Here is a 22,829-nt window from a genome sequence, read left to right as displayed (position 1 = left end):
GAACGCGTACGGTACGCCCAAGATCACGGGGAGGTGGCATGCCGAAGCGTCCGCGCGAGGCGATACCGAACGCGACGCTGTACAACCTGCGGGACGCTCGCGGGATGACGCAGCTCGAGGTCGCCCACGCGCTCAACGAGTTGGCGGCGAAGCACGACAAGGCGATCCACATCGACAACGTGACGGTCAGCCGGTGGGAACGAGGCGTCATCGAGCGACCATCGCCGCTGTACCGCCGACTGTTGGCCGAGCTGTTCGACGTCTCGCTGGATGAGCTGGGGTTCACCCGGCCGGCGAGCGTCGCGACGCCGCACGTTGCCGGAAACGCCGTCGGCATCGGGGCCCTCGTGATAGACCAGTCGCCTATGAGCGTGGAGCCCCGGGTCCAGGCCGACCAGGACCAATGGCGCGCTACCCGGGCGTTCCTGAACCGCCATCGCGCTGAGCTTGGTCGCGTCGCGGCACGCCTCTACGATCCGGACCAACGCTTGGACAACACCGGACTTCTCACACGTTCGGGCTGGCTACCCGACTACCCGGTGTCCCTGACGTCCATCGAGCTTGATCTGCTCGACGATGCCCCAGGTCCGACAGTCACGGGCACGGCGACCGAGGCGCGTGGTGTCCGTCCACTTGCGACTGTCGCCAGCCGGTACGAGCGCTACAGCCACGGTATCCGCGACCTCGCTCACCCGGTCCTCTTCGAGAACCGTCTGAGTTACCGACTCCTGGGCGCCGGGCTCACGTCGACGACACCGAGGATGTCGTTCTCGCACACGACCTACTTCGAGGGCATCGACATTCACGAAGCCCTCGGGCACGAGCTGGCGACCGTCGTCGACCGATCCTCGGACGATGAGGTCTCTCGTCGGACCCCATCGTGGCGTGGCCTACCGCTTCGCCGCCTCATCGGTGACCCGTGCGACTTCACCAGGCGGTCGAGCCTCGTCTCCCTCAGTACTCTGACCATCCGCGACGACGGCAAGGAGCCCTCGTTCGTTCTGCATGACCGATCGGCCGCACGAGTGGCCATCGCCGGCGGAACACTCCATGTGATGCCCGCGGGCACGTTCCAACCATCCAGCATCCTGCCCGGCGCCCAAGCCGAGGACTTCGACCTGTGGCGCAACGTCATGCGGGAGTACAGTGAGGAGTTCCTCGGCAACCGCGAGCACGGTGGTGACGGCGCTCCCGTTGACTACGGCAGCCAGCCTTTCGCGAGCCTGGACGCCGGCGTGCGAGACGGGAGAGCGCAGATCTACTGCCTGGGGCTCGGCCTGGATGCACTCACACTGAATGCGGAGATCTTGACCGTTGCCGTGTTCGACGCCGACCTGTACGACGACCTGTTCGCCGAGATGGTGGCCAGCAACGACGAGGGCACGATCGTCACGGTGGACGGGACCATGGCACCCACCAACGCCATCCCATTCGACCGATTCACGGTCCCTCGACTCATCGAACACACGGCCATGGCGCCGGCTGCTCGGGGGTGCCTCCAGCTTGCCTGGGACCACCGGAAGGCGCTGTTCGGCGAGTGACAGACTGACTAGATGCACGTACTGGTCACGGGAGGTCTCGGCTTCGTCGGGAACGCCGTCGCGCACGTCCTCCACGACGCGGGGCACCAGGTCAGCGTGCTCACCCACAGCGCGCGGTACGCCGAGAGGCTCCCCGCCGGGGGTCAACTCCTCCACGCTGACGTCCGGGACCTCGATGCCCTCCGAACTGCGCTGAGCGGTCAGGACGTCGAAGGCGTCTGCCACCTCGCCGGCCTGGCCCGTGTCCGTGACTCGTTCGAGCATCCGCTCGACTACTTCGAGATCAACGTCGCGGGCACGGCCAATCTGCTGCGTGCTCTCGCGGACACGACCCAGGGCACGCCCGCCGTCGCGCTCGCCTCGACCGGCGCCGTCTACGGAAGCGGCGCGAAGGGCAAGCTCACCGAGGACCTGCCCGCCATCCCGGACACGCCATACGCTGCGTCGAAGCGTGCTGCCGAGCAGGTCCTGGAGTACCACGCTCAAACAGGTGCCGTCGGAGCGATCACTCTGCGGTGCTTCGCTATCAGCGGTGCCTCCAACGGCGTCGGCGACCAGGACGACACCCGCATCATCCCCAAGGCGCTCCGCGTCGCCGCCGGCGAAGCGCCGAGCATCACCATCAATGGCGACGGCAGCGCGCAACGAGAGTTCACCCACGTGCTCGACGTCGCCGATGCATGTCGACGAGCGCTCGAAGCAACGCGTCCAGGTGCACATGCGTACTACAACGTCGGAACTGGCACCGGCATCAGCATGACCGATGTGGTGGCAGCGGTAGGCGACATCACAGGTCGTCAGGTGCCGGTAGAGCATGGTCCACCGCGGCCAGAGCCCCAGATATTGGTCGCCGATCCGTCGGCGATCCAACGAGACCTCGGATGGTCGGCTCCCCGCTCTGGACTCACGACGATGATTCGGGACGCCTGGGGCGCTCTTGGAGAGCACGTGCGCTGATCATGTACGTCCAGCCCGATCTCGACACGGCACTCGGACGCGCCACCGCTGCGCTCTCATGAGATCGACGCGCCTGGACGTCGTGGTCGTCGGCGCGGGCGTGATCGGCCTGACCACTGCCATCACTCTCGCCGAGTCCGGACATCAGGTCCTCGTGAAAACCGCCGAACCACCGTCGGAAACGACCTCCGCGACCGCCGGGGCTCTCTGGGGGCCCTGGCTGGTCGAGCCGCTCGACCGGGTGCTCCCCTCGGCCGCCCACACACTCCACGTCCTCCGTGAACTCGCCGACCAAGCCGACACCGGCGACGCATCGCTTCCGGGATCGAGGTCTCCCACACCCTGCACCAGCCACCGGAGTGGGCCGCCCTTCTCGACGACCGCCGACCCTGCCGGCCGGACGAACTCCCGCCCAGCTACCGGCATGGCGCCCACTACCGCGCCCCCTTGGTGGACATGCCCGCGTATCTGGCCTACCTCACAGAGCGCCTCCGCTCAGCCGGCGGTCACCTCGCGATCGAGCAGGTCGCGACGCTGGACCCGACCACTCACGGCGTACCTGTCATCGTCAACTGCACAGGGATAGGCGCGCACGCTCTCGTCCCCGACCCAGGGGTGTATCCCGTACGTGGACATCACGTCGTGACCACCAATCCTGGTCTCACCGACTTCCTCGAAGCCGACACCGGCGACTCGACGGATCTGATCGCGATCTACCCCCACCGCGAGCACGTCATCCTCGGCGGCACCACAGAGCGCGCGGTCTGGAACCGCCGCGCCGAACCTGACACTGCCGAACGTATCCTCGCCCGCTGCATCGCCGTCGAACCCCGCCTTGCCGAAGCCGAGGTCCTCGACCACCGCATCGGACTCCGCCCCCACTCGACGCCACATCCGCCTTGATGCCGAGGACGTACGCGGCGGCACAGTCGTCCACAACTACGGTCACGGCGGCGCAGGTGTCAGCCTCGCCTGGGGTTGCGCGAACACGATCGCTGGCATTCTCTAGACGAACGACGACCGGCCGTGAGTGCGATCCGGCAACCACACAGATCGCAACGCATAGTCGTCCCTACCCACAAGTATTCCAGGGAGCAGATGGTGTCTCGAGCAGTTGGCCTGATCGGAGCCGGAAACGTCGGCGGCCGCATGGCGAAAGACCTTGCCGCAGCTGGCTATCGGGTCACGGTCCTCGACCCGTCGGAGAAGGCGCAGTCTCGCGCGAGAGCCAACGGTGCGGCATGTGCCGCCGACCTCGCCGAGCTCGTCGCGGCCTCCGAGATCGTCCTGTTGTCTCTGCCGAACTCCGACATTGTCGACGAGGTCGTCGCCGGAGATGGTGGCCTCCTGAGCCTGTTACCGCCCGGGCGCCTCCTGGTCGACATGAGCACAAGCCTCCCGGCACGTACGCTGCGACTGGTGGAGCTGTGCGAACGCGCGGGCGTACGCATGATCGACGCGCCGATCACCCTGGGCAGCCCGCACGGCATGGTCATCATGGCCGGCGGGCCACAGGAGTGGTACGACGAGGCGAAACCCCTCTTCGACGTCGTGGGATACAAGTCCACACTGGTGGGGCCGCATGGGCACGGCCATGTCACCAAGCTGGTGCAGAACATGATCTCCGGCGTCAACACAGCGATCGTCGCCGAAGCAGCCGCGTACGCCGCGAAGGCGGGCGTCGACATCGGCCGCATAGTGGAGGCTCTTCGGGACACGAGCGCCAACTCAGGGGCGATGGCCAGCATGATGCGTCGCGACTTCGGCGACGGGGGACAGCTGGCGTTGCACCACAAGGATCTCGGCTACGCACTCCGTAGTGGTGCCGATGTCGGCGCGGCGATGCCGTTCACCGAACTGCTGCGCGACGTGTTCGGCGACACCCTCGAGCACGGCGACACACACTGGTCGCAGGTCGCATGCGTGACGTACTGGGAGCGGCGCATGGACGTCGAGGTGAACGCCGAGCGGTAGGTTCCACCATCGCCGCGCAGCGGAGCCCACAAGCTGCTCGCGTCAAGGTCACCCGAACGAGACCCGGCCGGCGGCGTGCAGCACTTGCAGGGCGTTGAGGGTGATCATCACGTTGGGTTGGCCTGGCTGTCCCCAGTCGATGACCTCGGGCGTGGTGGAGCTGTCGGCAGGGTGCCACCATCGCCCGTCGGCAGCCCAACGACCGTCCGGCAGGCGACGGCGTTCGAGTTCGTCGAGAGCGTCGCCGGCACGGGGGTCACCGAGCTCGCCCATCCGGGACAGGATGAGGAGCACCCGCAGAATGTCGTAGTGCCAGTACGACGGGTACCGCAGCTCCAGCCACCGCGGGTTGATGACCTCACCTGCCGGGCGTCGGTGCGCGCGGCCTCGCCGCCGTACGCCGGTACCCAGGCTGTACAGCAGTCGGTGTTCCAGGAAGAGCGCGACAGCGCGTTCGGCGGCGGCTCTGGCGGCCTGGTCACCGGTTGCCGCTGCGTACTCGTGCAACGCCCATGCCGTGGAGAGCGTCTCGTGGAACGACGAGCGGCGGCCCAACGCCTTGCTGTCGCAGTTCCACCCGCCGTCTGGCCATTGAGCGGAGATCAGCGTCTCGGCGACTTTCCGTGCCCGTGGATCGGCGGCCAGGCCCAGGCGTGAACTGACGGCCAGTGCATTCCCGCCGACGGAGCCGCACAGGAGGGCCAGCCCGCCAACCTCGGCAGGCTTGTCACGGTAGGGCGCCTGGCGGGCGATCCACGCGAGCTCGTGCTCGGCGGCGGCTGCGACGCGAGGCTCTGCGGCCGGGACGGCGAGCTCGACCAGCGAGACCAGCCTCCAGTGCGCGCCCGTCCACTTGGCGTACGGACCACCGACACCCCCGAACCCACCGTTCGGTTGCTGACCGGACAGCAGCGCGGTCACCGTCGGACCGGTCAGGATTCTCTCGGCGTCTTCCTCGGCCGGCTCACCAAGAAGGTCGCGGCGAACCGCCAACCGGACCGCCGGCTCCGCGGAGTCGAGCAGCCACTCCACAGCAGCCTCGTCCATGGTTCACCTCCCGGCTCGTGCGGTGTAACGGACGATTATCCGTTCGCACCGAAGATCGCGTCGAGCACCCGGTTCAACGAGATCTGCTCTGCACCTTCCGCCGGCGGGACGGTGAAGCGGCCGGCAACAGTCGCCGGCAGGCTACGCGTCGTGTGTTTCGATAGGGCGATGACCAATCACCGTGAGGATCTCCGCGTCGTCAGCGCCAGCCGGGAGATTTCGGCCGGTGCCGGGCACGTCTTCGAGTTCATCGCTGACCCCAGTCAACAGCCTCGCTGGGATGGCAACGACAACCTGTCGGAGGCGGCCGCTGGGCAGCGAGTCAGCGCTGTCGATGATGTCTTCAGCACGACCCTCACCAGGGGCCAGGTCCGGGAGAACCACGTGGTCGAGTTCGTGGAGGGCCAGCGCATCGCCTGGAGACCGGCCGAGCCGGGTCAGCAACCGCCGGGCCACCTGTGGCGATGGGAGCTCGAGCCGATCGACGCGTCGCGTACGCGGGTGACCCACACCTACGACTGGACCGGGCTGACTGACGAGAGTCGGATCCCACGCGCTCGGGCGACCACGGCAGACATGCTGCAGCGCTCACTCGACCGACTCGCCGCACTTGCCGAGCACGAGGGATCTGACCCCTCTTGAGCAGGTAACACCCTCCCGCGCGGCATCCTCGCCGGCTCGGATTGAACCGGCCGCCCACCTGGCGCGTGTGTCACAACAGGTGCTTGTCGAGGAGGCCAACGTTGCACAGCGCATCGGCGCGAGTCCTACGCCCGCACCCTGCTCGGGCGGTTCCGTGACGCGGCGGTCCTGGACGTGGGTACGAACGCTGGGCGGCGCGGCGGTCCTCGGGTTCCTGGTCTGGCGACTGGGGACCGGCCCGTTCCTCGACGGACTCCGCCTGATCGACGGCAGCGCCGTCGCGGCGGCCTCCGTCCTGGGCTGCCTGGCAACTGTGAGCTCTGCCTGGCGCTGGAGCCTGGTCGCTCGAGGGCTCGGCGTCCAGTTGCCCATCGGCGCGGCCGTGGCCCGCTGCTACCGGTCCGTGTTCCTGAACACGCTGTTGCCCGGTGGAGTGCTCGGAGACGCCGACCGCGCGGTGCGCCACGGACGGGATGCCGGCGACATCGGCCGCGGCGTCCGCGCGGTGGTGTGGGAGCGCTCCGCCGGTCAGGTCGTGCTGGTCGTCCTGGCGATCATCGTGTTGTTCGCGTTCCCCTCGCCACTACGACCACATATGCCCGCCCTGACCGCGGTGGTGCTGGTAGGCGGTCTCGCCGTCGTACTCGTGGCGCGTGCCGTGCCACGAGACAGCCTGCTGCGGCGGCTCCGGGCGCTGCGTACGGCAAAGGCGGACATCCGCGACGGGCTGCACGCGCAGGGCACCTGTCTGGGGGTCGTGCTCGCCTCCGCCGTCGCCGTGGCAGCCCACCTGGCGACGTTCCTGGTCGCGGCGCGTACTGCGGGCGCGACCGCACCACTGTCGCAGCTCGTTCCCCTGACCTTGCTGGCTCTCCTTGCCATGGGGCTGCCGGTGAACGTCGGTGGTTGGGGACCGCGCGAAGGCGTGGCCGCATGGGCGTTCGGCGCCGCCGGGTTGACTGCCGCTCAGGGAGTCAGAACTGCCGTGGTGTACGGAGCGTTGGTGCTCGTCGCCAGCGTTCCCGGCGCCGTCGTCCTCGCGTTCCCGAAGCTCAGCCGCTTTCGGCGGGACCGTCTGACCAACGGACGGGAGGTTCCGTACGTCAAGGAACGCTTCGTCGGTGTCGAGGTCGACCAGCTTGTCGGCACCGCTTCGAGGCCTGCGGCGGCGGGGGCTACTTCGCAGGAACGGACAGCGTTCGTGGTTCAGGAGCCGTCGAGTTCGGCGACAGCACGGGCGAGGGCTTCCTCGAGCTCCCGCCAGTCGGACGGCCGGTCGTCGCGCAGCTCGTCCAGGTAGCCGATGGTTCCGACGAGATCGGCCCAGGGGTTGAACCGTTCGCCGGTGAGGCGTTCCCAGTACCTGGTGAATCGGTCGGCCAAGTCCAGGCCGTAGCGAAAGAGGTTGCCGCGACAGTTCGCCACATCAACAGACGGGGATCCGATGCTGGCAGCTTGCCAGTCGATCACACCTGTGACCGACGCCCGGTGCCAGAGCAGGTTGCCGGGGTGGAAGTCGCCGTGGATGAACGTTCTGGTGTCTTCAGGCACTGGCTGGTGGAAGATCTCGGCCGCTCGCTGCCACAGTTCGGGCCGTTGGGTCCAGGCGGGTGGCTCGTCATCGCGCGGAGTGTCGGGGACGTGCTCCGGGAACTGCTCTGGCGCGGGAAGGGTGGCGGTGTGGATCGTCGGCAGCACTTCGGCCATGCGGCGCAGCCACGGATCCACATCCTTGGGCACCCACTCGACGCGGCCGGGCAGGCAGGTCATGAGCAGGGCAGGCGTCCCGGCTTGGGTTCCGGTCGGGTCGACGGCAAGCAGCCGCGGTGTCGGCGCGGCGATGGACTCTACGAAGGACAGGGTGCGCGCCTCCCGATCGGCAAGGTCTGGCCACTCGGCCCGGCGTCCTGGCCGGACGTAGCGGCGTAGCACCACCGTCCGGAGTCCTGTCCCGCGGCGGAGCCTCAGCAGGTGCATCGCCGAGGACAGTCCCCCTTGCAGGACCTCGACCGACTCGACGACGCCGCTCAGAGCGTGCTCTGCCCACGCCAGCGCCTGCCTCGGCGGTGCGGACCGCAAGAGTCGGACTGTCGTCTCGTCGTCGTCGAAGCCGTACGGCACCGTGTCGGCCTTATCGGCGTCCACCGGCCCACCCCGCTGGAGATGTCCTGCACAACACGGCCGTGACTCTAGCTCGCCCAGCCAGCCGCACCTCACGTCCTCGTGACGATGCCCGACGGTGCCGCCACCTGGCAGCATGGCGGGCGTGGACAGAGACGCTGTCGAGAGGTGGGTCGCCGGGTACGAGCGAGCGTGGCGCACACCAGGTACGGAGCCGCTTGCCGAGCTGTTCTCGCCGGACGTGTCCTACCGGCCGTCGCCGTGGGCACGCCCGATCGTGGGACTCTCCCGGCTCGGCGCATGGTGGGAGGCCGAGCGCGACGGCCCCGACGAGTCGTTCGCGATGACGAGCGACGTTGTGGCGGTCGACGGCAACACGGCGGTGGTGCGGATCGAGGTCGCCTACCTGGGGGACGACCCGACGCGCTGGCGCGACCTGTGGATTCTGCAGTTCGACGCCGACGGCCGTTCCGTCGGGTTCGAGGAGTGGCCCTTCGCCCCGGACCAGCCCGACGGGCACTAGAAACCGAGCCATCCTGTTCGGTTGTGACAATGTCCGCCGCTTCGCAGATGGGTGACAGTCGCGCGTTGGAGCGTCGTCTCCTGCGGTAACTCATCCAGGAGGGCGAGGGGCGGGTGCTTCCCCTCGTAGCGGCGGTGGAAGAGATGCTGCAGAGGTGCCCAGTCCGCGAGCTCACGGTCGGTGAAGCGATCGAATCGGCGTGGGAACTGGATGATGTTCGAGCGTTCAGGCAGGTACGCGGCAAGAGGCGCGATGTCACTCCGGATGTCGGGTGGTCTCATCAGACCTTGCCTTCCCATCGCCTCCGGTTGCGGCGATCTCATCCAGCCACGCACGGGTCGCGGGCCATCCATGGGAAGTGAGGTGTTCGCCCAGCTTCAGCCACGCGTCCGCAGTCGGCGCGATGCCATCGACCCGTCCATGGCGGTCCAGTGAGTAGACCGCCTTGACCCGGCGTGCCGTTCTCTCGTCGACGCGCTCCGGATACTCGACGTCATGCGCGACCTCACGAGCGAACCGGTCCAGCCCGTTGCCTTCCCTGCCGGGCCCCAACCTTCGCCGCCGGCTGAGGGATCGGCCATCCTCGGGATGCGCGTCGAAATGGCGTAGCAGGCAGGCGACCTCCACGCGCGTCCCGTAGCTACGGCTGTACGACAGCTGCTTGACATCCAGAGCCGGCACCTGGCTGGAGAACTCCGTGACAAGCTGGCGGATCGTCGTGGAGGTAGGCCCGTTCGCCCCTTCCACCGTGTAGGTGCCGGTCCTCGTCGACCCGCCTCTGCCCGCGTGGTACAACAAGCGAACCTTGGCACCGGTGCGCTTGGACAACATCCAGAGCCGAGCTGCCGGTGACCCTAGGCGAGCGCTCCCCCGCTGCCTGTGGGCAGGCTCGCCGCAGCGTGGTGGGGATGTCGGTGGGCGGTGGCAGGGTGGCGCTATGAGTGGACGCTTCAACGGCTGGCCGGAGCAGGCGTTCGACGTGCTGCTCAAGCTCGAGGGCGATCCTCCGGCCGCCTTCCGGGAGACCCTTCGCAAGGAGCGGGAACAGCTGGTACGCCAGCCCATGATCGCCCTCCTCCAGGACGTCGCCGACGCAGACCCCACCTACGACGACTTCTCGGTGTGGGGCTTTCGCATCATGCTCTGGCCTTGGCAGCGGCAGGCCGCACGCGTCCTGATCGAGCGCGGCGTCGAGCTCGGCGTGATCTTCGACCTCGACGGGCTGCACGTCCACGGTGGCGGGTGGTACTTCGGTCCCGAGCGCGAGGCCTTCCGGGCAGCGGTCGCCGACGACACGTCCGGGTCCGCCCTGGTGACGATCGTCGAGGCACTGCGGACGCGGGGCTACGACATCACCGGCGACGTGATGAAACGGGTTCCGCGGGGCTATCCGGCCGACCATCCGCGTGCCGACTTGCTACGGCACCGCACACTGTCCGCCGGGCGGCCACTCGGATGTGACGGATGGCTGCACACCCCGGAGGCGGTCGACCGCGTGCTCGCGGCGTTCGAGGACCTGCGGCCGCTGATGTCGTGGCTCGCCGACCACGCAGTGGTGGACGCGGAGGTCACGTGAGTTGACCCTGGGCCGTCGCGAAGCGCCGTCCCGGCGTCGGGTCGACCCCGAAGCGCTCGGCGTAGCGTTCGTGAATCTCCGCCCACTGCTCGTGTGCGGCCTCTTCAGAGACGTGCTCACCGACGAGATGGGGCTCGAGCCGCGAGAGGTAGGTCTCCCAGCCGGTTGCGGTCTGCGCTGCGAGCGCCGGGTCGTCGATGACGTGGGTGAAGATCAACCGGCAGCCGCCTTCGTGAGCGGTCAGCTCGAAACTCTGCGGCTGGCCGGCGTAGACCCAAGCCAGGCGATGGTGAGTATCGACCTCGGTCACCTCAAGGGTCGCGCCGGCGGCCTCGAAGGTCTCGCCCACCTCCGGCGTCCAGTTGACGGCTGCCGGAAACCAACGCTCGAGCTCTGCTGGCACGCTGACGGCCCGCCACACGCGCTCGGTCGGGTGGGCGAGCGTGCGCTCGAAGCGCAGCGCTGCGCGACCGTCGATCGTTTCCAGAGTTCCGTAGGCGGTGGGTTCGTTCATGAGTGCTCCTTCAGGTGTGGTTCGAGAGCGTGGAGGCGCCTCGCCCAGTACGCAAACAGTCGGGACCTTGTCGCGGCCCTCCCGGGGGCTCTCGACCAGGCCGGCGTCCCGTCCGCCGCAACACCCACACCATAGGCAAGCCGTCACTTGCCTGTCAAAGCGACACGTCCCCAGTTCTTCGCGGCGTCAGCGAGGCGTCGAGGCAGATCGGGGTCGGCGGCATCGGAAGATCAAGGTCGGCGGCATCGGAACCGACAACGCCGCGCCTCGCGGATCATCCCTACGCATCGAGCAGGTGCGGCACCGCGAGGTCGAGGGCCTTGCGTATCGCGCCCAGCGCGACGGCCCGCTCTCCGAGCGTCGAGACGGCGACCTGAGGTGGCTCGACTCCTGGCCCTGAGACGCCGTCCAGTGCCGCACGGATGGCCGGAAGGATGATGTCCCCGGAGGCTGAGGCGTTTCCGCCGATGACGAACAGCTCCGGGCTGACCAGCGTGGTGATGACGATGGCGACCGCGCAGGTCCTTGCCATGGCGGTCTCCACCTGACGGACGGCGGTCCGTTGGCGGCGCTGCGCGGCGGCGAGGGTCTTGTCGAGGTCGTCGACGTGCACGCCGTGCAGCGGTGCAAGGCCACTGAGGAGGGTACGGACCGGCTCGCCCTGGACCTGTCGACGCGAGATCAGCTGGTCGACCTCGGTGCGGACGACAGCCCGGAGGAGCTCCTCGATCGACTCGGACGAATCGGTGTTCCTGAGCAGCCCGAGGAAAGTCATCTCGCCGGTGCCGCCGCGCTTGCCGCGGACGAGTTCGCCGCCGATGACGATCCCGGCACCTATCCGATCACCAGCCAGGAGGAGTACGACGTCGTCGACGCCGTGCGCCGCGCCCTGCCAGCATTCACCCAGAGTGGCGAGGTTCGCGTCGTTCTCGACGGCGACAGCGCAGTCGAACCCGCGACCGAACTCGGCTCCCAGACAGAGACCGGACCAGCCCGCCATGGCGTTGCAGTAGGTCACGGTGCCGGTCTGGCCGTCGACGATTCCAGGCGTTCCCACACCGATGGCTCGAAGGTCGGACGGGCTGACGCCGGCGTCGTCCATGGCCGACGCGGCGATGCGACGCGCCGCGCGAAGGCGCCGCGGCCGACTCATGGCCGGATCCAGTGAGCGCTCTCGACCTCCGACGACGGTGCCGAGGAGGTCGGTGACGACGACCTCGAGCCGGTGTGCCCCGATGTCCACGCCGAGGAGGTAGCCGGATTCCGCGCGGAAGCGGAGCCGCCGAGGCGGGCGTCCCCGTCCTCGCGCACCATCGGTCGCCGACTTCGGGACCTCCGCCACGAGTCCGAGTCCGATGAGGTCCTCGACGACGGCGTCGAGGGTCACGCGCGACAGGCCGGCCTCGGCGGCGAGCTCCGCGACGTTGAGCGGTCCACCGGAGCGGAGTACGTCGAGGACCCGCCCGGCATTGAGGCGACGCAGCAGCGGCGGCGTCGCCGACTCGGCGCGTGACATCCACCTCTCCTCTCCGGCACTGTCGGCTCTCCGGCGCTGTCGGCTCTCCGGCGCTGTCGGCTCTCCGGCGCTGTCGGCGTCACCCTATGGTCCTGGCGGGATGAGACCCGGAGCAACCATTTTTTCATGGAACCCTTGACTTATTATCCGGATGCGTCCGACCCTTGTCGCGCAACCCTCCTCGTCATCTCCTCGCTCGGCTGAGTGAATGCGGCGGCTGGTCCTCGGGCTGGATCCGCCTCCGGAAGGACAGCGATGCGGACCAGAGCCCCTTCCCTGATCATCGTCATGGGACTCCTTCTGCTCCCCCTGGGCCCCCTCGCGCAGGCGAAGAGCGCACGGTTCGACGTCTGGGTGGAGAACGCGCTCAGGACCATCTACCGAACCAGCACCATCCCGCAGAACGCAGGAGACGCCATCCGAGTCGTCTCGGCGCGGAACGAGTACGAAAGCGCCCAGATCGCGCTGCGGAGCACCGAACCGCTGACGATCAGCAGAGTGCGGTTCTCCGACCTCGTCTCCGCCAGCGGCGAGGTCATCGACAACAAGCACCTGCGACATCACTTCGAGGAGTACGAAGACACCGCGACCGTCCAGCCGAACGCGTTCTTCCCCGACCGGGTGGGCCGACAGCTCTATCCCCAGTCGGCACTGCCCGACCCGCTCTCGAACGATCACACGGTCAAGGTGGAAGCCGACTCCACCCAGCCGATCCTCGTCACGAGCTACGTACCGTCCGGCACCTCACCCGGAACCTACGAAGGAACGACCACTGTCGAAACCACGCGCGGAAACCGCGTCGTTCCCATCCGGGTCAGTGTCTTCGACGTCACGGTGCCCGCCACCTCCGACGCCACCATCGATCAGTACCACTGGACGATGACGAACGGCTTCACCTGGGACGGGCTGAGGTGGAACGGCGAGGGTAGCCAGGCCTACGACGTGGGGCAGCACTACTACGGCGTGAAGGCCTACAGCGACAAGTGGTTCACGCTCATGGACAACTTCGCCCAGACACTGGCGGAGTACCGGACCACCATGGTGTGGATACGCACCGACCTACTCCTCCAGGCGACCGGCACAGAGCTCTCCGAGTTCACCGAAGGTGTTCCCGACGACCTGGACTGGTCCGTCTTCGACCGCTACGTCGAGACCTTCCGCCGGCACGGCATCACGGCCTTCGCCAACCAGCACCTGATCCACACGCTCAACAAGATGCCCGACAGCGAGAAACCGGACGCGTCGTGGAACACCGGACTCCCTGACGAGCTGCCCGTGACCGATGCGTACCTCGAGAACTATCTGACCGCACTGAACCAGCATCTGCAGGAGAAGGGCTGGGCGGGACCGGACGGCGGCACCTGGTACCAGCACATCCTGGACGAACCGATCACGGACGCCCAGAAGAACTGGTGGACCTACGTCGCCAGGAAGATCAAGCAGATCAACGCCCAGACCGGCGCCGAGTTCCGCACGATGGACGCCGACCCCAACGGGATCCTGCTCGGCGAGCAGACCAAGGACTACGTCGACACCTGGGTGCCGCTGACCCCCGCCTTCGAGGCGAAGAAGGAGGAGTACAAGGCACAGCAGGCAGCCGGGCAGGACCTGTGGGTGTACACCTGCGAGGTCAACACGCCGCCGTGGCTCAACCGGTTCTGGTCGCAACCGACCCTGACCGGACGGTTGCTCTTCTGGAACCTCCAACGCCAAGGCGTGCAAGGGCACCTGCACTGGGCGTGGAACGCATGGTACGTCGGCCCCTGGAACGGTGACTCCTACATCGTCTATCCCGACAAGGAACACCTGACGGTGAAGAGCAGCCTGCGCTACGAGGCACACCGCGACGGCCTGGAGGACTACGAACTCCTGCACCAGCTGCAGCAGAGAAACCCTGAACTCGCGCGGAGGATCGCCGACAGTGCCGTGAGCCCGGAGGACCCGCGGAAGTACACGCTCGATCCGGCGTACATCAAGGCTCTTCACGACTACGTGGTCCAGGCGGCTGCCGGCGTGGACGCCGGAGACGTCCCCGACCCGACGAGCCCCTACCCCGACCAGGAGATGCCCTCGACGTACCTGGTCGACGACACCGACACCTCCCTCACCTACGACGGAGACTGGTTCTCCCGCAAGCGGCAGTACGCCTACCTGGGTGCGGTCACCATGAGCGAGACCGCCGACGACGCACTGGCGTACACCTTCGACGGGTCCGGAATCGACGTCATCGTCGAGAAGGGCACGACGTCGGGAAAGGTGTCGGTATCCGTCGACGGCGGGGAACCCGAGATCATCGACCTGTACGAAGCCGTGCGGTACGACTACGCCACGGTGTTCGGGTCACGCGCCCTGACCGCCGGGGTGCCGCACACCATCAGGGTCGTGAACCTCGATGGCAAGGAGCTCCGCCTCGACGGGCTACGCGTCCACCTGCATCCCGGCCAGCAGCACGGCGACGCGTCGCTGGAAAGCCTCGACATCCCTGGTGTCAGGGACTACGTCTTCGACGGTCGACTCACGACCTATCGACTCCTCATTCCGGAGGAGAGGGATTCGGTCACCGTCACACCGTCGCTGACCGACCCCGAGGGTTCCCTCACGATCAACGGTACGCAGGTGACTGATGGCGCCACGGTCAGTGTCGATGTGCCGGTGGGCAAGAGCACCCTTCGCATTCGTACGACCGCGGGCGACGGCACGACCTCGATGATCTACACGGTCGAGTTCGTCAAGGGCGCCGTGAACACACCCGGCACCAACGTCTCGAGGTCGTACTCCACCGTCACCGCATCCGCAACCCGCTCGGGTGAGGGCGCCGTGGTCTACGGTCCACAGAAGATGGTCGACGGTGACTCCGGAACGATGTTCGCCGCCGAACAGGGCTACACCGACGCCCATCCGTTCCCCCACGAGATCGTGACCACCTGGGACCAGCCGCAGAGCATGAACACCCTCGTCATGCAGACGCCGTCCGGAGTCCTGCAGGGCATCACCGATGTCGACGTCCAGACGTCCACCGACGGGTCGACCTGGACCACGGTGGCGCGGGGCGTCCAGCTCCGATGGACACGGGATGAGGACGACGGCGTGATGGAGTCGGTGGCCGCCGACCTTCCCGAGCTCGACAACGTGACGCACCTTCGGATGAAGATCAACGACGCCAACTACACGACGTGGAGCATGTACGCGGTGTACGAACTCGAGCTTTACGACCTTCCCGACCACGGCGAGATCGCCATCGGCTGAGCGCAACGTCGAAGGTGGAAACCCGGAGGCACTCGCCTCACGCCATGCCGTCCCGGACGGTACGGATGCCCGCCGGTGCGCCGTTTCGGGCAAGCTCCAGCAGGGCGTCGACATCGAGGTGTTCCTCGACGGTGTCCGCCAGTCGGTCGATCCGCTCCTCGCGCAGCTGTGCGAACGACGCGCTGCCGGGCTTGAACCCGTCCGCTCCGCGTAGGCGGGCGACCTCGGTGAGCCAGGCCTGCCGCAGCGCGTCCGCCTCGAAGATCCCGTGCCACAGGGTGCCGAAGACCCGACCGCGGCGGGCTCCACCGAGGAACGCCTCACCTCCGGACACGGTGACCCGCCCGTGGTGGATCTCGTAACCCGACGCCGGCGCCCCCAGCGCCTCTCCGGAACACAACCGCACCACCTTGTGGGCCTCGAAGCACGTGTCGGCCTCGAGCAGCCCGAGCGCGGACACCGCGGCGCCGGGTCGACCCTCCACACCGTCGGGGTCGGTAATACTGCGGCCGAGCATCTGGAAACCGCCGCAGATGCCCAGAACGACCCCGCCCGCTGCCACATGGTCGGCAACCGCTCGGGCCAGCCCGCGTTGGCGGAGCCACTCCAGGTCGGCGAGCGTCGAGCGGGTGCCCGGCAGCACAACGACGTCGGCGCCGGCGAGACTCCGTGGGTCGTCGACGAAACGCACCGCCAGACCGGGCTCGACGGCAAGAGCGTCGACATCGGTGAAGTTGCTGATCCGCGGGAACCGCACCACGGCGACCTGCAGCGTGTCCCCGACGGCCCCATCCATGCCACCGACGCCGCCGGGACGCGCCCGTTCTTCCAGTGCCAGGGCGTCTTCCGCGTCCAGCCACAGGTCGCGGATCCATGGCAGCACGCCGTAGACCCGACGGCCGGTCATCCGCTCCAGGTCGACAAGGCCAGGTCGCAGCAGACCGACGTCACCGCGGAACTTGTTCACCACGAAACCGGCCACCAGCGCCTGGTCGGCGGCCTCCAGCAACGCGACCGTGCCGAAGAAGGCCGCGAACACGCCTCCGCGGTCGATGTCCCCGACCACCACCGCAGGCATACCGGCATGCCGAGCCAACCCCAGGTTGACGTAATCGCCCGCGCGCAGGTTGATCTCCGCAGGACTTCCAGCACCTTCACACACCACAACGTCGTACCGACCGCGAAGGTCATCGAACGCATCGAACGCCGCGCGAGCAAGGTGCTGACGCCCGACCGCGAACTCCCCCGCCTCCAACCGGCCAGCCGAGCGGCCCATCACCACGACGTGGCTGCTGCGGTCGCTGCCCGGCTTGAGGAGTACCGGGTTCATCGCCGCCTCGGGCTCCGCGCACGCCGCCACCGCCTGCACCCACTGAGCGCGGCCGATCTCGGCGCCCTCCGCGGTGACCATCGAGTTGTTCGACATGTTCTGCGCTTTGTACGGCGCCACCCGTAGACCGCGCCGCGCGAACGCCCGGCACAGCGCCGTGGTCACCACAGACTTACCGGCATCAGAAGTCGTACCGGCAACCAGTAAGCCGACGCCGCTCACCCGCACATCTCCCACAACCGCCTCAGCGCCCGACCTAGCCACACCCGCAACATACCGACCGCCCGCACCCAGCCCGCCCCGGCCGGCCGCTGGGCTCCCGCACGCGGTGGTGATCGCGGCCCTTACGTCAGGGGCTGTAGCTCCTCGAGGAGTTGTTCGATCTTGGTGACGGTGAGCTGGTCGGCGATCAGCTGCTGTAGCTCGCCCTCAACGTAGGCTCGCTTCTCGTCGCCGATGGCGCTCCGCGCCGTGCAGAACTGGTCGTACGTCCAGTTGAGGTGCGCGGTGATCGTGAGCCAGAACGAGGAGAGGTTCAGCGGCGGGACAGCACCGGCCCGGTCGCGGTAGCCGGCAACGAGCGCTCGCGCGGTGCCCGGATTGGCCTGCCCGTACACCGTCCAATGCACGAGTACGTAAGCGAGCTCCCACTCTGGTCGGTGCGGGCCTGCGAAGTCCCAGTGGATCAGGGCCAGCTTGTCGTCGGGCGCCATCCGCACCGCTTCGATGTTGAGGTCGGCGATGCTGACCACCAGCGGCTCGACGGCCGGTCGGAAAGGGACGGACTCGAGCGCGCTCAGCGTGCCTTCTCGAAGGCGAACCAAGTCGTCTGTCCAGGGCTTGCCCGCTGCGGACGTTCCTGCGATGAGCTGATCCCACTCCGCGTCTGAGTGGCGGTACGTGAGATGCCCCGGTGCGAACGGCGTGAACACCTGGTCGCTGGGCATCGCCACCTCGTGCACCGTCGCGAGAGTCCGGCCGACCTGCCGCGCGACCGATGAACGCACTGGCTGCAGGACCTCGGGGCCGAGCTCCATCCACTCATCGACTCGCCAGCTCTTCCCGTCGACGCGCCGGACCAGCGCACTGTCAGCGGCGCGGACGGGCTTGGGGGCGAGGACACCCGCGGCACGTGCTCGCTCGCGCAGCTCCGTCGCGCGAGAGGCCTGGTCGTCCCCGATCCAGTCGAAGACGGGTCCGACCAGCCACACGCCCCGCTCCGTCTCCAGCCGCCACCGCCGGCCCATGAATGCGTACGAGATCGGTGTCATGGGCACCTTGACGTCACCGAGGTCGAACGCGTCAGCAAGGTCGCGGGCGAGTCCAGAGTCCGCCGTCGGCGGCATCGAGCGTCGGCGCTCGACCTCGGCCTTCAGGTCCGGCCATGTCCGAAAGCCGTACTGGTCGGCGACGGCGCGTTGCGCGGCGGAAAGGGCGGCCGTCGGATCGGTCTCGCGCAGCGCGACGAGGAGGTCTTTGGCTTCCTGACGGAGGAAGTCGAGATTCGGAGTGTCGGGCAGGACTCTCACTGCTACTCGCTCTCGTACCCGAACTCGCACGGGTGGTTCAGAGCGGCGGTGAGGTACCCACGCTGATCCAACTTCTAGTGGGGTGGCTTCTAGCCTTCCGGCGAGTCTCGACGCGCCCCTCGACACGTTGCCCGTATACAAGCATGACGTCCCCGATGCGTCAACGCCTGCCTCACCCGATGCACGACAGGGCTCGGTCAGGACGGCAAGCCCAGTGTCGGGCAGCATGCGGCGGTTGCAGAGCCCCGCCCAACGCCCGCATGAAGAACGGTTCGTTCGTCACAACAGGCGTCCAGAAATTGACCATCACCCCGCCGACTTCGGCGCGCTGGCCTATTCGCGGAAGTATTGCTCGGGGTTGGTAGGCCCTGGCTCGGGATAACTGCTCCCGTCGAGGAATGGGTCAGGGACGTTGTGAAAGTCGTTCTGGACGATGTTGTACTGCTGGGTCGTCCGTGCGGTCCCGATGACGTAGAACTCCTCGGCGGCGATCTTGAGGATCTCGGTGAACAGCTCGACCCGCTCGGCCTCGTCGAGGGTGGCTTTCACCTGATCGAAGAGCTCCATCTGGCGCTTCTGCGGCGCTGGCGGCTCCTCGCCCTCCGCGCCGCCGGAGTCGTACCACTGAGCCCACCTTATGGCCATCGACGATCCGGCGGCGGGTAGGTACCAACCGGGATTCAGGTACGGAATCAGGCCACCGTCACCGTCATCCATGATTGCCTCGTGATCGTTGGCGTCGATGCGGGCGAAGATCAGCTCGGCCGCCACCACCTCGACGCGCGCGTCGACACCGACCTCGCGCCAGTAACGCCCGGCCAGCTCGCCGATGTCGGCCCATGCGGGGTTGAAGTTGACTCGGACCTGGAGGTTGAAGCCCAAGCGCTTACCGTCTTCGCGAAGCCGGAACCCCTCATCGTCTCGCTGGCTGTACCCAGCCAGGTCAAGGTGCTCGTTGGCCTTGTCCAGGTCGTACTCGGTGTATTGCGTACCGAGCGGCTCGTAGAAGTACTTCGACTCCGGCCGCGGCGAGGTGTTCCAGGGCACGCCCTGGCCCTTCATGATGAGGCTGACAATCTCCTTACGGTTCAAGGCGTACGACAGGCCGATCTTGAAGTCCTTGTTCTGGAACACTGCCCGCATCGCCGGGTCTTTGTGGTTGTGGTTCAAGACGAAGGTGCCGAAGTTCATTCGGTCTTCGACCATGTCGACGAAGTGGTATTCACCCGCCTGCCGACCTCGTGCGAAGACCGGCTTGCTCTGCAGGGTGGCGATACCGGGCGTAATGACGCTGTAGCGCCCTTCGGTGATCTGCAGGGTGGAGACGTTGGGTTCCTCGACGATCTCCATGACTACCTTGTCGAGGTAGGGCAGCTGAGCACCGTTGGGGTCGGTCTTCCAGTAGAACGGATTGCGTTCGGCCACGAGGCGGTTGCCTTCACCGAGCCCTTGGACGATTCGCCAGGGGTAGACGGTCGGCAGCTCGGGGTTCTGCCAGGAGCCGAGGTTGCCTGGACCCAGGCCACCACGTGCGGCGAACAGCTCCATCCAGTTGGCGAAACCTTCGTCCTTCGCGAGGCTTTCCACATCGGGGTTGTACTTCGGGTGGAACTTCTCCAGGTAGTGACGAGGCAGGGACGTCAGGACCGTGCCGCCAGCGGCGATGTTCTCCAGGAAGATGCCGTTGGGCTCGGTGAAGACGAACTTGAACGAAACGTCGTCGAGCTTCTCCAGCGTCGCCGGCTGCCTGGCGGTCGTGAGCCACGTCGTGAATACCGGAAACAGGTCCTTGTTCTTCTGGACGTCCTCGTAGGCGAAGATGACGTCGTCGACGCCGAACGGCTCGCCATCCGACCACTTCATGCCCGCACGAAGGTGAAAGGTGTACTCGCGCGTGTCCTCGCTTACGTCCCACCCCTTCGCGATCCCGGGGACGATGCCAGTGCTCTCGACATTCCAGCGCACCAAGGGCTCGTACGACAAACACCCGACCAGGTGCGGGTCGGCGTCGACACTGGTGAGGAACGTGTCCCACTGCCCGCCGTACCGCCCGATCCGGTCGGTGGGCTGAACCTCCAGCGGTTCCCTCGGGAGTCGTTGCTTGAGTGGGGGCAGCTTCCCGTCCTTCACCAACGCGGCAAGGTCTGGTGCCTCCTTGGCGCCGCTCTTGCTTGACGCGCCGCCGCCTCCGCCCTCCGGATCGGTGGACAACAGGTCGCACCCGGAAACGGCGAGCATCGCCGTGGCCGCCGTGCCAAGTCGCAGTACGTCTCGCCTCGCCGGTCGCCGGTTCGCTAGTCCCATGTAGCTAGCACCCCATCCAAAGAGTCCACCAACCGTGGTGGATCGTTCGAGCCGGGAAGCCTGCCCAGGCGGCGGGCTCCACCTTCACCGCGACACCAGTCGGGAGTCCTCTGGACGGACGCCTACGTCGATGCCGGCCAGGATCGTGGTCATGCCTGTGCCGCCAGCGATGGCGCCTCTCAAACTCCGTTAGGTCCGTGAGTGCCAACGGAAACGAAGATCGTCACACTGAAAAAAGGACCCGGTCAAGCACTGCCCGGCAGGTTGTCCAGGACTGGAACCGGGCAAGGACACCACCCATTTGGCGGAGCGGCACAGCTCGAGAGGTGGCCGATCCCCGGGCAAGGCGACGAGGCCGAGTGAGGTCACGATGGCCAGAAGTTCCGGCGGTTGGTGCCCGCCGCTGGCCCGATCCGGCGGGAAGCTCCATGACCGTGAGCGGCTTGGTTAGCGTGTCCGGACCAGTGCCTCAAGTGTCTGGACCAGTGCTTCACAAGGAGGGGGATATGAAGATCACCGCGGTGGAGACGGTCGTGCCGGATCTGAATCTTTCCCGCCCGTTCGTCTTCGTGCTGGTGCGTACGGATGAGGGTGTGACCGGGCTCGGTCAGACCGCCGATGTGCGGACTATCGGGGTGTTGCGCGACCTCGCGGAGCGGTTTCTCATCGGTGCCGACCCTCGCCGGTCGACGCTGCACTGGCACGAGATGTTCGACTGGTCGGCGTACCACGGCTATGCCGGCGCGGAGTCGCGGGCGATCTCGGCACTCGACATCGCGCTGTGGGACATTCGCGGCCAGCTCGCAGGCCAACCGATCGGCTCATTGCTCGGTGGCCCGGTGCGCGAGGCCGTACCCATCTACAACACGTGTGGTGCGTACGCGGGAAACTCCGATGGAGAGCGAGCCCGGCGCGACCCGGTGGGGTTGGCCGAGGAACTGTTGGCGGCGGGGATCACCTGCATGAAGATGGCGCCGTTCGAACGCTTCATCGTGCCGTCCCGCGGAGCCTTGATCACCAAGGAGCAGTTGGCGGAGGGCGTCGCCGGTATCGAGAAGATCGCCGCGGCACTCGGTGACCGCATGGAGGTGATGGTCGAGGCACACGGCCTGTTGAGCCCGAACGTCGCGGCGCAGGTGGTCGCGGCTCTGGATGGGCTGCCCGTGCGGTGGATCGAGGATCCGATCGCACAGGACAACACCGAGGAATGGGTCCGGCTGCGGGAGAAGAGCACCGTGCCGATCGCCGGTGGAGAGCGGCTGCAGACCCGGCACCAGCTACGACGGCTGATCGAGCACGGCGGTGTCGACGTCGTGATCAGCGATATCACCTGGTGCGGCGGGATCACCGAGACGAAGCGTGTCGCCGACCTGGCAGAGCTGCACGGGGTGCCGCTGGCCACGCACGGCAACTCCGGGCCGGTCAACCTGTGGTCGGCCGCGCACCTGCTCACCTCGATCCCCAACGCGTACATGGCCGAGACCGTACGCGTCCAGCACGATCCGACCATCGGCTACTTCCACAAGGTGGTCGACGGGCCGTCGATCCTCACGGACGGCCACCTGCACGCCCCCACCGCACCCGGTCTGGGTATCACCCTTCGCGACGACTTTCCGACCCTCTCTTCCTCACGTGGGGCGACCGGCTAGCTTCCGCGACCTCGACGACCGTGCGAACCGCCGCTACACCGTCGGAGCGACGGGACAGCAGTTCGGGGTGACGGCCACAATTGGCCGTGGCAACCATGAACGTGGCGCTGGGAGAACTCCGAACCAGCATTGACGGTCGAGTGGGAACGTAGTACTCATCGCACTACCGCAGAGAGGAGCCAGGCGTGTCCTTTGATCTGAGTAGGCGGGATGTGCTCCGTGCCGGTGGTGCTGTGGTGGCGGTGGCCGTGACCGCCGGCTGTGACGTGCTCTCTACCCAGCCCAAGAACTCGGGCGACGGTGGCGGTAGCAGCGGTGGGCCGAAACCGAAGGAGGCACCGATGCTTGCCGAGCTGGTCA

The 22,829-nt window shown here is 67.3% G+C and carries 20 protein-coding genes and 1 pseudogene; 12 read left to right on the top strand and 9 right to left on the bottom strand.

Annotation, left to right across the window (positions count from 1 at the left end):
* Positions 1-38 precede the first annotated feature (38 nt).
* The 5 genes and pseudogenes from ABN034_RS06550 to ABN034_RS06530 all read left to right on the top strand — a co-directional run bounded on the left by ABN034_RS06550 (position 39) and on the right by ABN034_RS06530 (position 4,472).
* On the top strand, positions 39-1,541 hold the full coding sequence (locus ABN034_RS06550) for a helix-turn-helix domain-containing protein (protein WP_349690082.1): 1,503 nt from the start codon (positions 39-41) through the stop codon (positions 1,539-1,541).
* 12 nt (positions 1,542-1,553) lie between these two features.
* Positions 1,554-2,498 carry an NAD-dependent epimerase/dehydratase family protein gene (locus tag ABN034_RS06545; protein ID WP_349690081.1) on the top strand — a complete coding sequence of 315 codons (945 nt, stop codon included), beginning with the start codon at positions 1,554-1,556 and terminating at the stop codon, positions 2,496-2,498.
* 58 nt (positions 2,499-2,556) lie between these two features.
* Positions 2,557-2,865: pseudogene (locus tag ABN034_RS06540) on the top strand (FAD-dependent oxidoreductase); the annotation flags it as partial.
* Between the two features lie 89 nt (positions 2,866-2,954).
* Positions 2,955-3,401, top strand: a complete 447-nt coding sequence (locus ABN034_RS06535; RefSeq protein ID WP_502878979.1) for an FAD-dependent oxidoreductase — start codon at positions 2,955-2,957, stop codon at positions 3,399-3,401.
* Between the two features lie 123 nt (positions 3,402-3,524).
* On the top strand, positions 3,525-4,472 hold the full coding sequence (locus ABN034_RS06530; RefSeq protein WP_349690079.1) for an NAD(P)-dependent oxidoreductase: 948 nt from the start codon (positions 3,525-3,527) through the stop codon (positions 4,470-4,472).
* A 48-nt stretch (positions 4,473-4,520) separates the two neighbouring features.
* On the opposite strand, the gene ABN034_RS06525 is transcribed toward ABN034_RS06530, so the two are convergent.
* The gene (locus ABN034_RS06525) at positions 4,521-5,519 is read right to left on the bottom strand and encodes a hypothetical protein (protein WP_349690078.1); all 999 of its coding nucleotides are present in this window, start codon (positions 5,517-5,519) and stop codon (positions 4,521-4,523) included.
* Positions 5,520-5,687: 168 nt separating this feature from the next.
* On the opposite strand from ABN034_RS06525, the gene ABN034_RS06520 reads away from it, so the two are divergent.
* Complete coding sequence (locus tag ABN034_RS06520) at positions 5,688-6,161, top strand: SRPBCC family protein (RefSeq protein ID WP_349690077.1); 474 nt, start codon at positions 5,688-5,690, stop codon at positions 6,159-6,161.
* Positions 6,162-6,315: 154 nt separating this feature from the next.
* Positions 6,316-7,461, top strand: a complete 1,146-nt coding sequence (locus tag ABN034_RS06515) for a lysylphosphatidylglycerol synthase transmembrane domain-containing protein (protein ID WP_349690076.1) — start codon at positions 6,316-6,318, stop codon at positions 7,459-7,461.
* Here the strand turns inward: ABN034_RS06515 and ABN034_RS06510 are convergent.
* Complete coding sequence (locus tag ABN034_RS06510; protein WP_349690075.1) at positions 7,368-8,306, bottom strand: phosphotransferase family protein; 939 nt, start codon at positions 8,304-8,306, stop codon at positions 7,368-7,370. The two genes, ABN034_RS06515 and ABN034_RS06510, sit on opposite strands and share 94 nt — an antisense overlap.
* Positions 8,307-8,427: 121 nt before the next feature.
* Between ABN034_RS06510 and ABN034_RS06505 the strand changes: the two genes are divergently transcribed.
* A complete protein-coding gene (locus ABN034_RS06505; RefSeq protein WP_349690074.1) occupies positions 8,428-8,805 on the top strand; it encodes a nuclear transport factor 2 family protein in 378 nt (125 codons plus the stop codon).
* Here ABN034_RS06505 and ABN034_RS34290 read toward each other — a convergent pair.
* Positions 8,802-9,086: a hypothetical protein gene (locus tag ABN034_RS34290; protein ID WP_502878978.1), complete on the bottom strand. Its 285-nt coding sequence runs from the start codon at positions 9,084-9,086 to the stop codon at positions 8,802-8,804. The genes ABN034_RS06505 and ABN034_RS34290 overlap by 4 nt on opposite strands.
* The gene (locus tag ABN034_RS06500) at positions 9,061-9,603 is read right to left on the bottom strand and encodes a hypothetical protein (protein WP_349690073.1); all 543 of its coding nucleotides are present in this window, start codon (positions 9,601-9,603) and stop codon (positions 9,061-9,063) included. The genes ABN034_RS34290 and ABN034_RS06500 overlap by 26 nt, the downstream gene beginning before the upstream one ends.
* Positions 9,604-9,742: 139 nt before the next feature.
* On the opposite strand from ABN034_RS06500, the gene ABN034_RS06495 reads away from it, so the two are divergent.
* Positions 9,743-10,381: a DUF2461 family protein gene (locus ABN034_RS06495; protein WP_349690072.1), complete on the top strand. Its 639-nt coding sequence runs from the start codon at positions 9,743-9,745 to the stop codon at positions 10,379-10,381.
* Here ABN034_RS06495 and ABN034_RS06490 read toward each other — a convergent pair.
* The gene (locus tag ABN034_RS06490; RefSeq protein WP_349690071.1) at positions 10,374-10,895 is read right to left on the bottom strand and encodes an SRPBCC domain-containing protein; all 522 of its coding nucleotides are present in this window, start codon (positions 10,893-10,895) and stop codon (positions 10,374-10,376) included. The two genes, ABN034_RS06495 and ABN034_RS06490, sit on opposite strands and share 8 nt — an antisense overlap.
* Before the next feature lie 280 nt (positions 10,896-11,175).
* Positions 11,176-12,411 carry an ROK family transcriptional regulator gene (locus tag ABN034_RS06485; RefSeq protein ID WP_349690070.1) on the bottom strand — a complete coding sequence of 412 codons (1,236 nt, stop codon included), beginning with the start codon at positions 12,409-12,411 and terminating at the stop codon, positions 11,176-11,178.
* Between the two features lie 255 nt (positions 12,412-12,666).
* Between ABN034_RS06485 and ABN034_RS06480 the strand changes: the two genes are divergently transcribed.
* Entirely contained in the window at positions 12,667-15,657 is a 2,991-nt protein-coding gene (locus tag ABN034_RS06480) for a glycoside hydrolase domain-containing protein (protein ID WP_349690069.1), read from the top strand.
* A gap of 37 nt (positions 15,658-15,694) precedes the next feature.
* On the opposite strand, the gene ABN034_RS06475 is transcribed toward ABN034_RS06480, so the two are convergent.
* The 3 genes from ABN034_RS06475 to ABN034_RS06465 all read right to left on the bottom strand — a co-directional run bounded on the left by ABN034_RS06475 (position 15,695) and on the right by ABN034_RS06465 (position 20,820).
* Entirely contained in the window at positions 15,695-17,209 is a 1,515-nt protein-coding gene (locus tag ABN034_RS06475; protein WP_349690068.1) for a cobyric acid synthase, read from the bottom strand.
* A gap of 122 nt (positions 17,210-17,331) precedes the next feature.
* Positions 17,332-18,516, bottom strand: a complete 1,185-nt coding sequence (locus ABN034_RS06470) for an aminoglycoside phosphotransferase/kinase family protein (protein WP_349690067.1) — start codon at positions 18,514-18,516, stop codon at positions 17,332-17,334.
* A 333-nt stretch (positions 18,517-18,849) separates the two neighbouring features.
* Positions 18,850-20,820 (bottom strand): ABC transporter substrate-binding protein, encoded by a 1,971-nt coding sequence (locus ABN034_RS06465; protein ID WP_349690066.1) that lies wholly within the window; start codon positions 20,818-20,820, stop codon positions 18,850-18,852.
* A gap of 506 nt (positions 20,821-21,326) precedes the next feature.
* Between ABN034_RS06465 and ABN034_RS06460 the strand changes: the two genes are divergently transcribed.
* Together ABN034_RS06460 and ABN034_RS34285 are read left to right on the top strand one after the other, a co-directional pair.
* Complete coding sequence (locus tag ABN034_RS06460; RefSeq protein ID WP_349690065.1) at positions 21,327-22,469, top strand: mandelate racemase/muconate lactonizing enzyme family protein; 1,143 nt, start codon at positions 21,327-21,329, stop codon at positions 22,467-22,469.
* Positions 22,470-22,654: 185 nt separating this feature from the next.
* A partial coding sequence (locus ABN034_RS34285; RefSeq protein WP_502878991.1) for a twin-arginine translocation signal domain-containing protein occupies positions 22,655-22,829 on the top strand: 175 nt, incomplete at its 3' end.

The sequence above is a fragment of the Actinopolymorpha sp. B11F2 genome, from assembly GCF_040195635.1.
In the GTDB taxonomy this organism is placed as follows: domain Bacteria; phylum Actinomycetota; class Actinomycetes; order Propionibacteriales; family Actinopolymorphaceae; genus Thermasporomyces.
The sequence above is the reverse complement of the archived record's forward strand: the minus strand, read 5'-3'. Positions and strand labels throughout refer to the sequence as shown.

Bases quoted from the DNA above. Each gene is read 5' to 3' on its own strand.
- ABN034_RS34290 (WP_502878978.1), bottom strand. From the start codon at position 9,086: ATGAGACCACCCGACATCCGGAGTGACATCGCGCCTCTTGCCGCGTAC.
- ABN034_RS06545 (WP_349690081.1), top strand. From the start codon at position 1,554: ATGCACGTACTGGTCACGGGAGGTCTCGGCTTCGTCGGGAACGCCGTC.
- ABN034_RS06465 (WP_349690066.1), bottom strand. From the start codon at position 20,820: ATGGGACTAGCGAACCGGCGACCGGCGAGGCGAGACGTACTGCGACTT.
- ABN034_RS06495 (WP_349690072.1), top strand. From the start codon at position 9,743: ATGAGTGGACGCTTCAACGGCTGGCCGGAGCAGGCGTTCGACGTGCTG.
- ABN034_RS06485 (WP_349690070.1), bottom strand. From the start codon at position 12,411: ATGTCACGCGCCGAGTCGGCGACGCCGCCGCTGCTGCGTCGCCTCAAT.
- ABN034_RS06550 (WP_349690082.1), top strand. From the start codon at position 39: ATGCCGAAGCGTCCGCGCGAGGCGATACCGAACGCGACGCTGTACAAC.
- ABN034_RS06535 (WP_502878979.1), top strand. From the start codon at position 2,955: ATGCCCGCGTATCTGGCCTACCTCACAGAGCGCCTCCGCTCAGCCGGC.
- ABN034_RS06490 (WP_349690071.1), bottom strand. From the start codon at position 10,895: ATGAACGAACCCACCGCCTACGGAACTCTGGAAACGATCGACGGTCGC.
- ABN034_RS06525 (WP_349690078.1), bottom strand. From the start codon at position 5,519: ATGGACGAGGCTGCTGTGGAGTGGCTGCTCGACTCCGCGGAGCCGGCG.
- ABN034_RS06480 (WP_349690069.1), top strand. From the start codon at position 12,667: ATGCGGACCAGAGCCCCTTCCCTGATCATCGTCATGGGACTCCTTCTG.
- ABN034_RS06520 (WP_349690077.1), top strand. From the start codon at position 5,688: ATGACCAATCACCGTGAGGATCTCCGCGTCGTCAGCGCCAGCCGGGAG.
- ABN034_RS06460 (WP_349690065.1), top strand. From the start codon at position 21,327: ATGAAGATCACCGCGGTGGAGACGGTCGTGCCGGATCTGAATCTTTCC.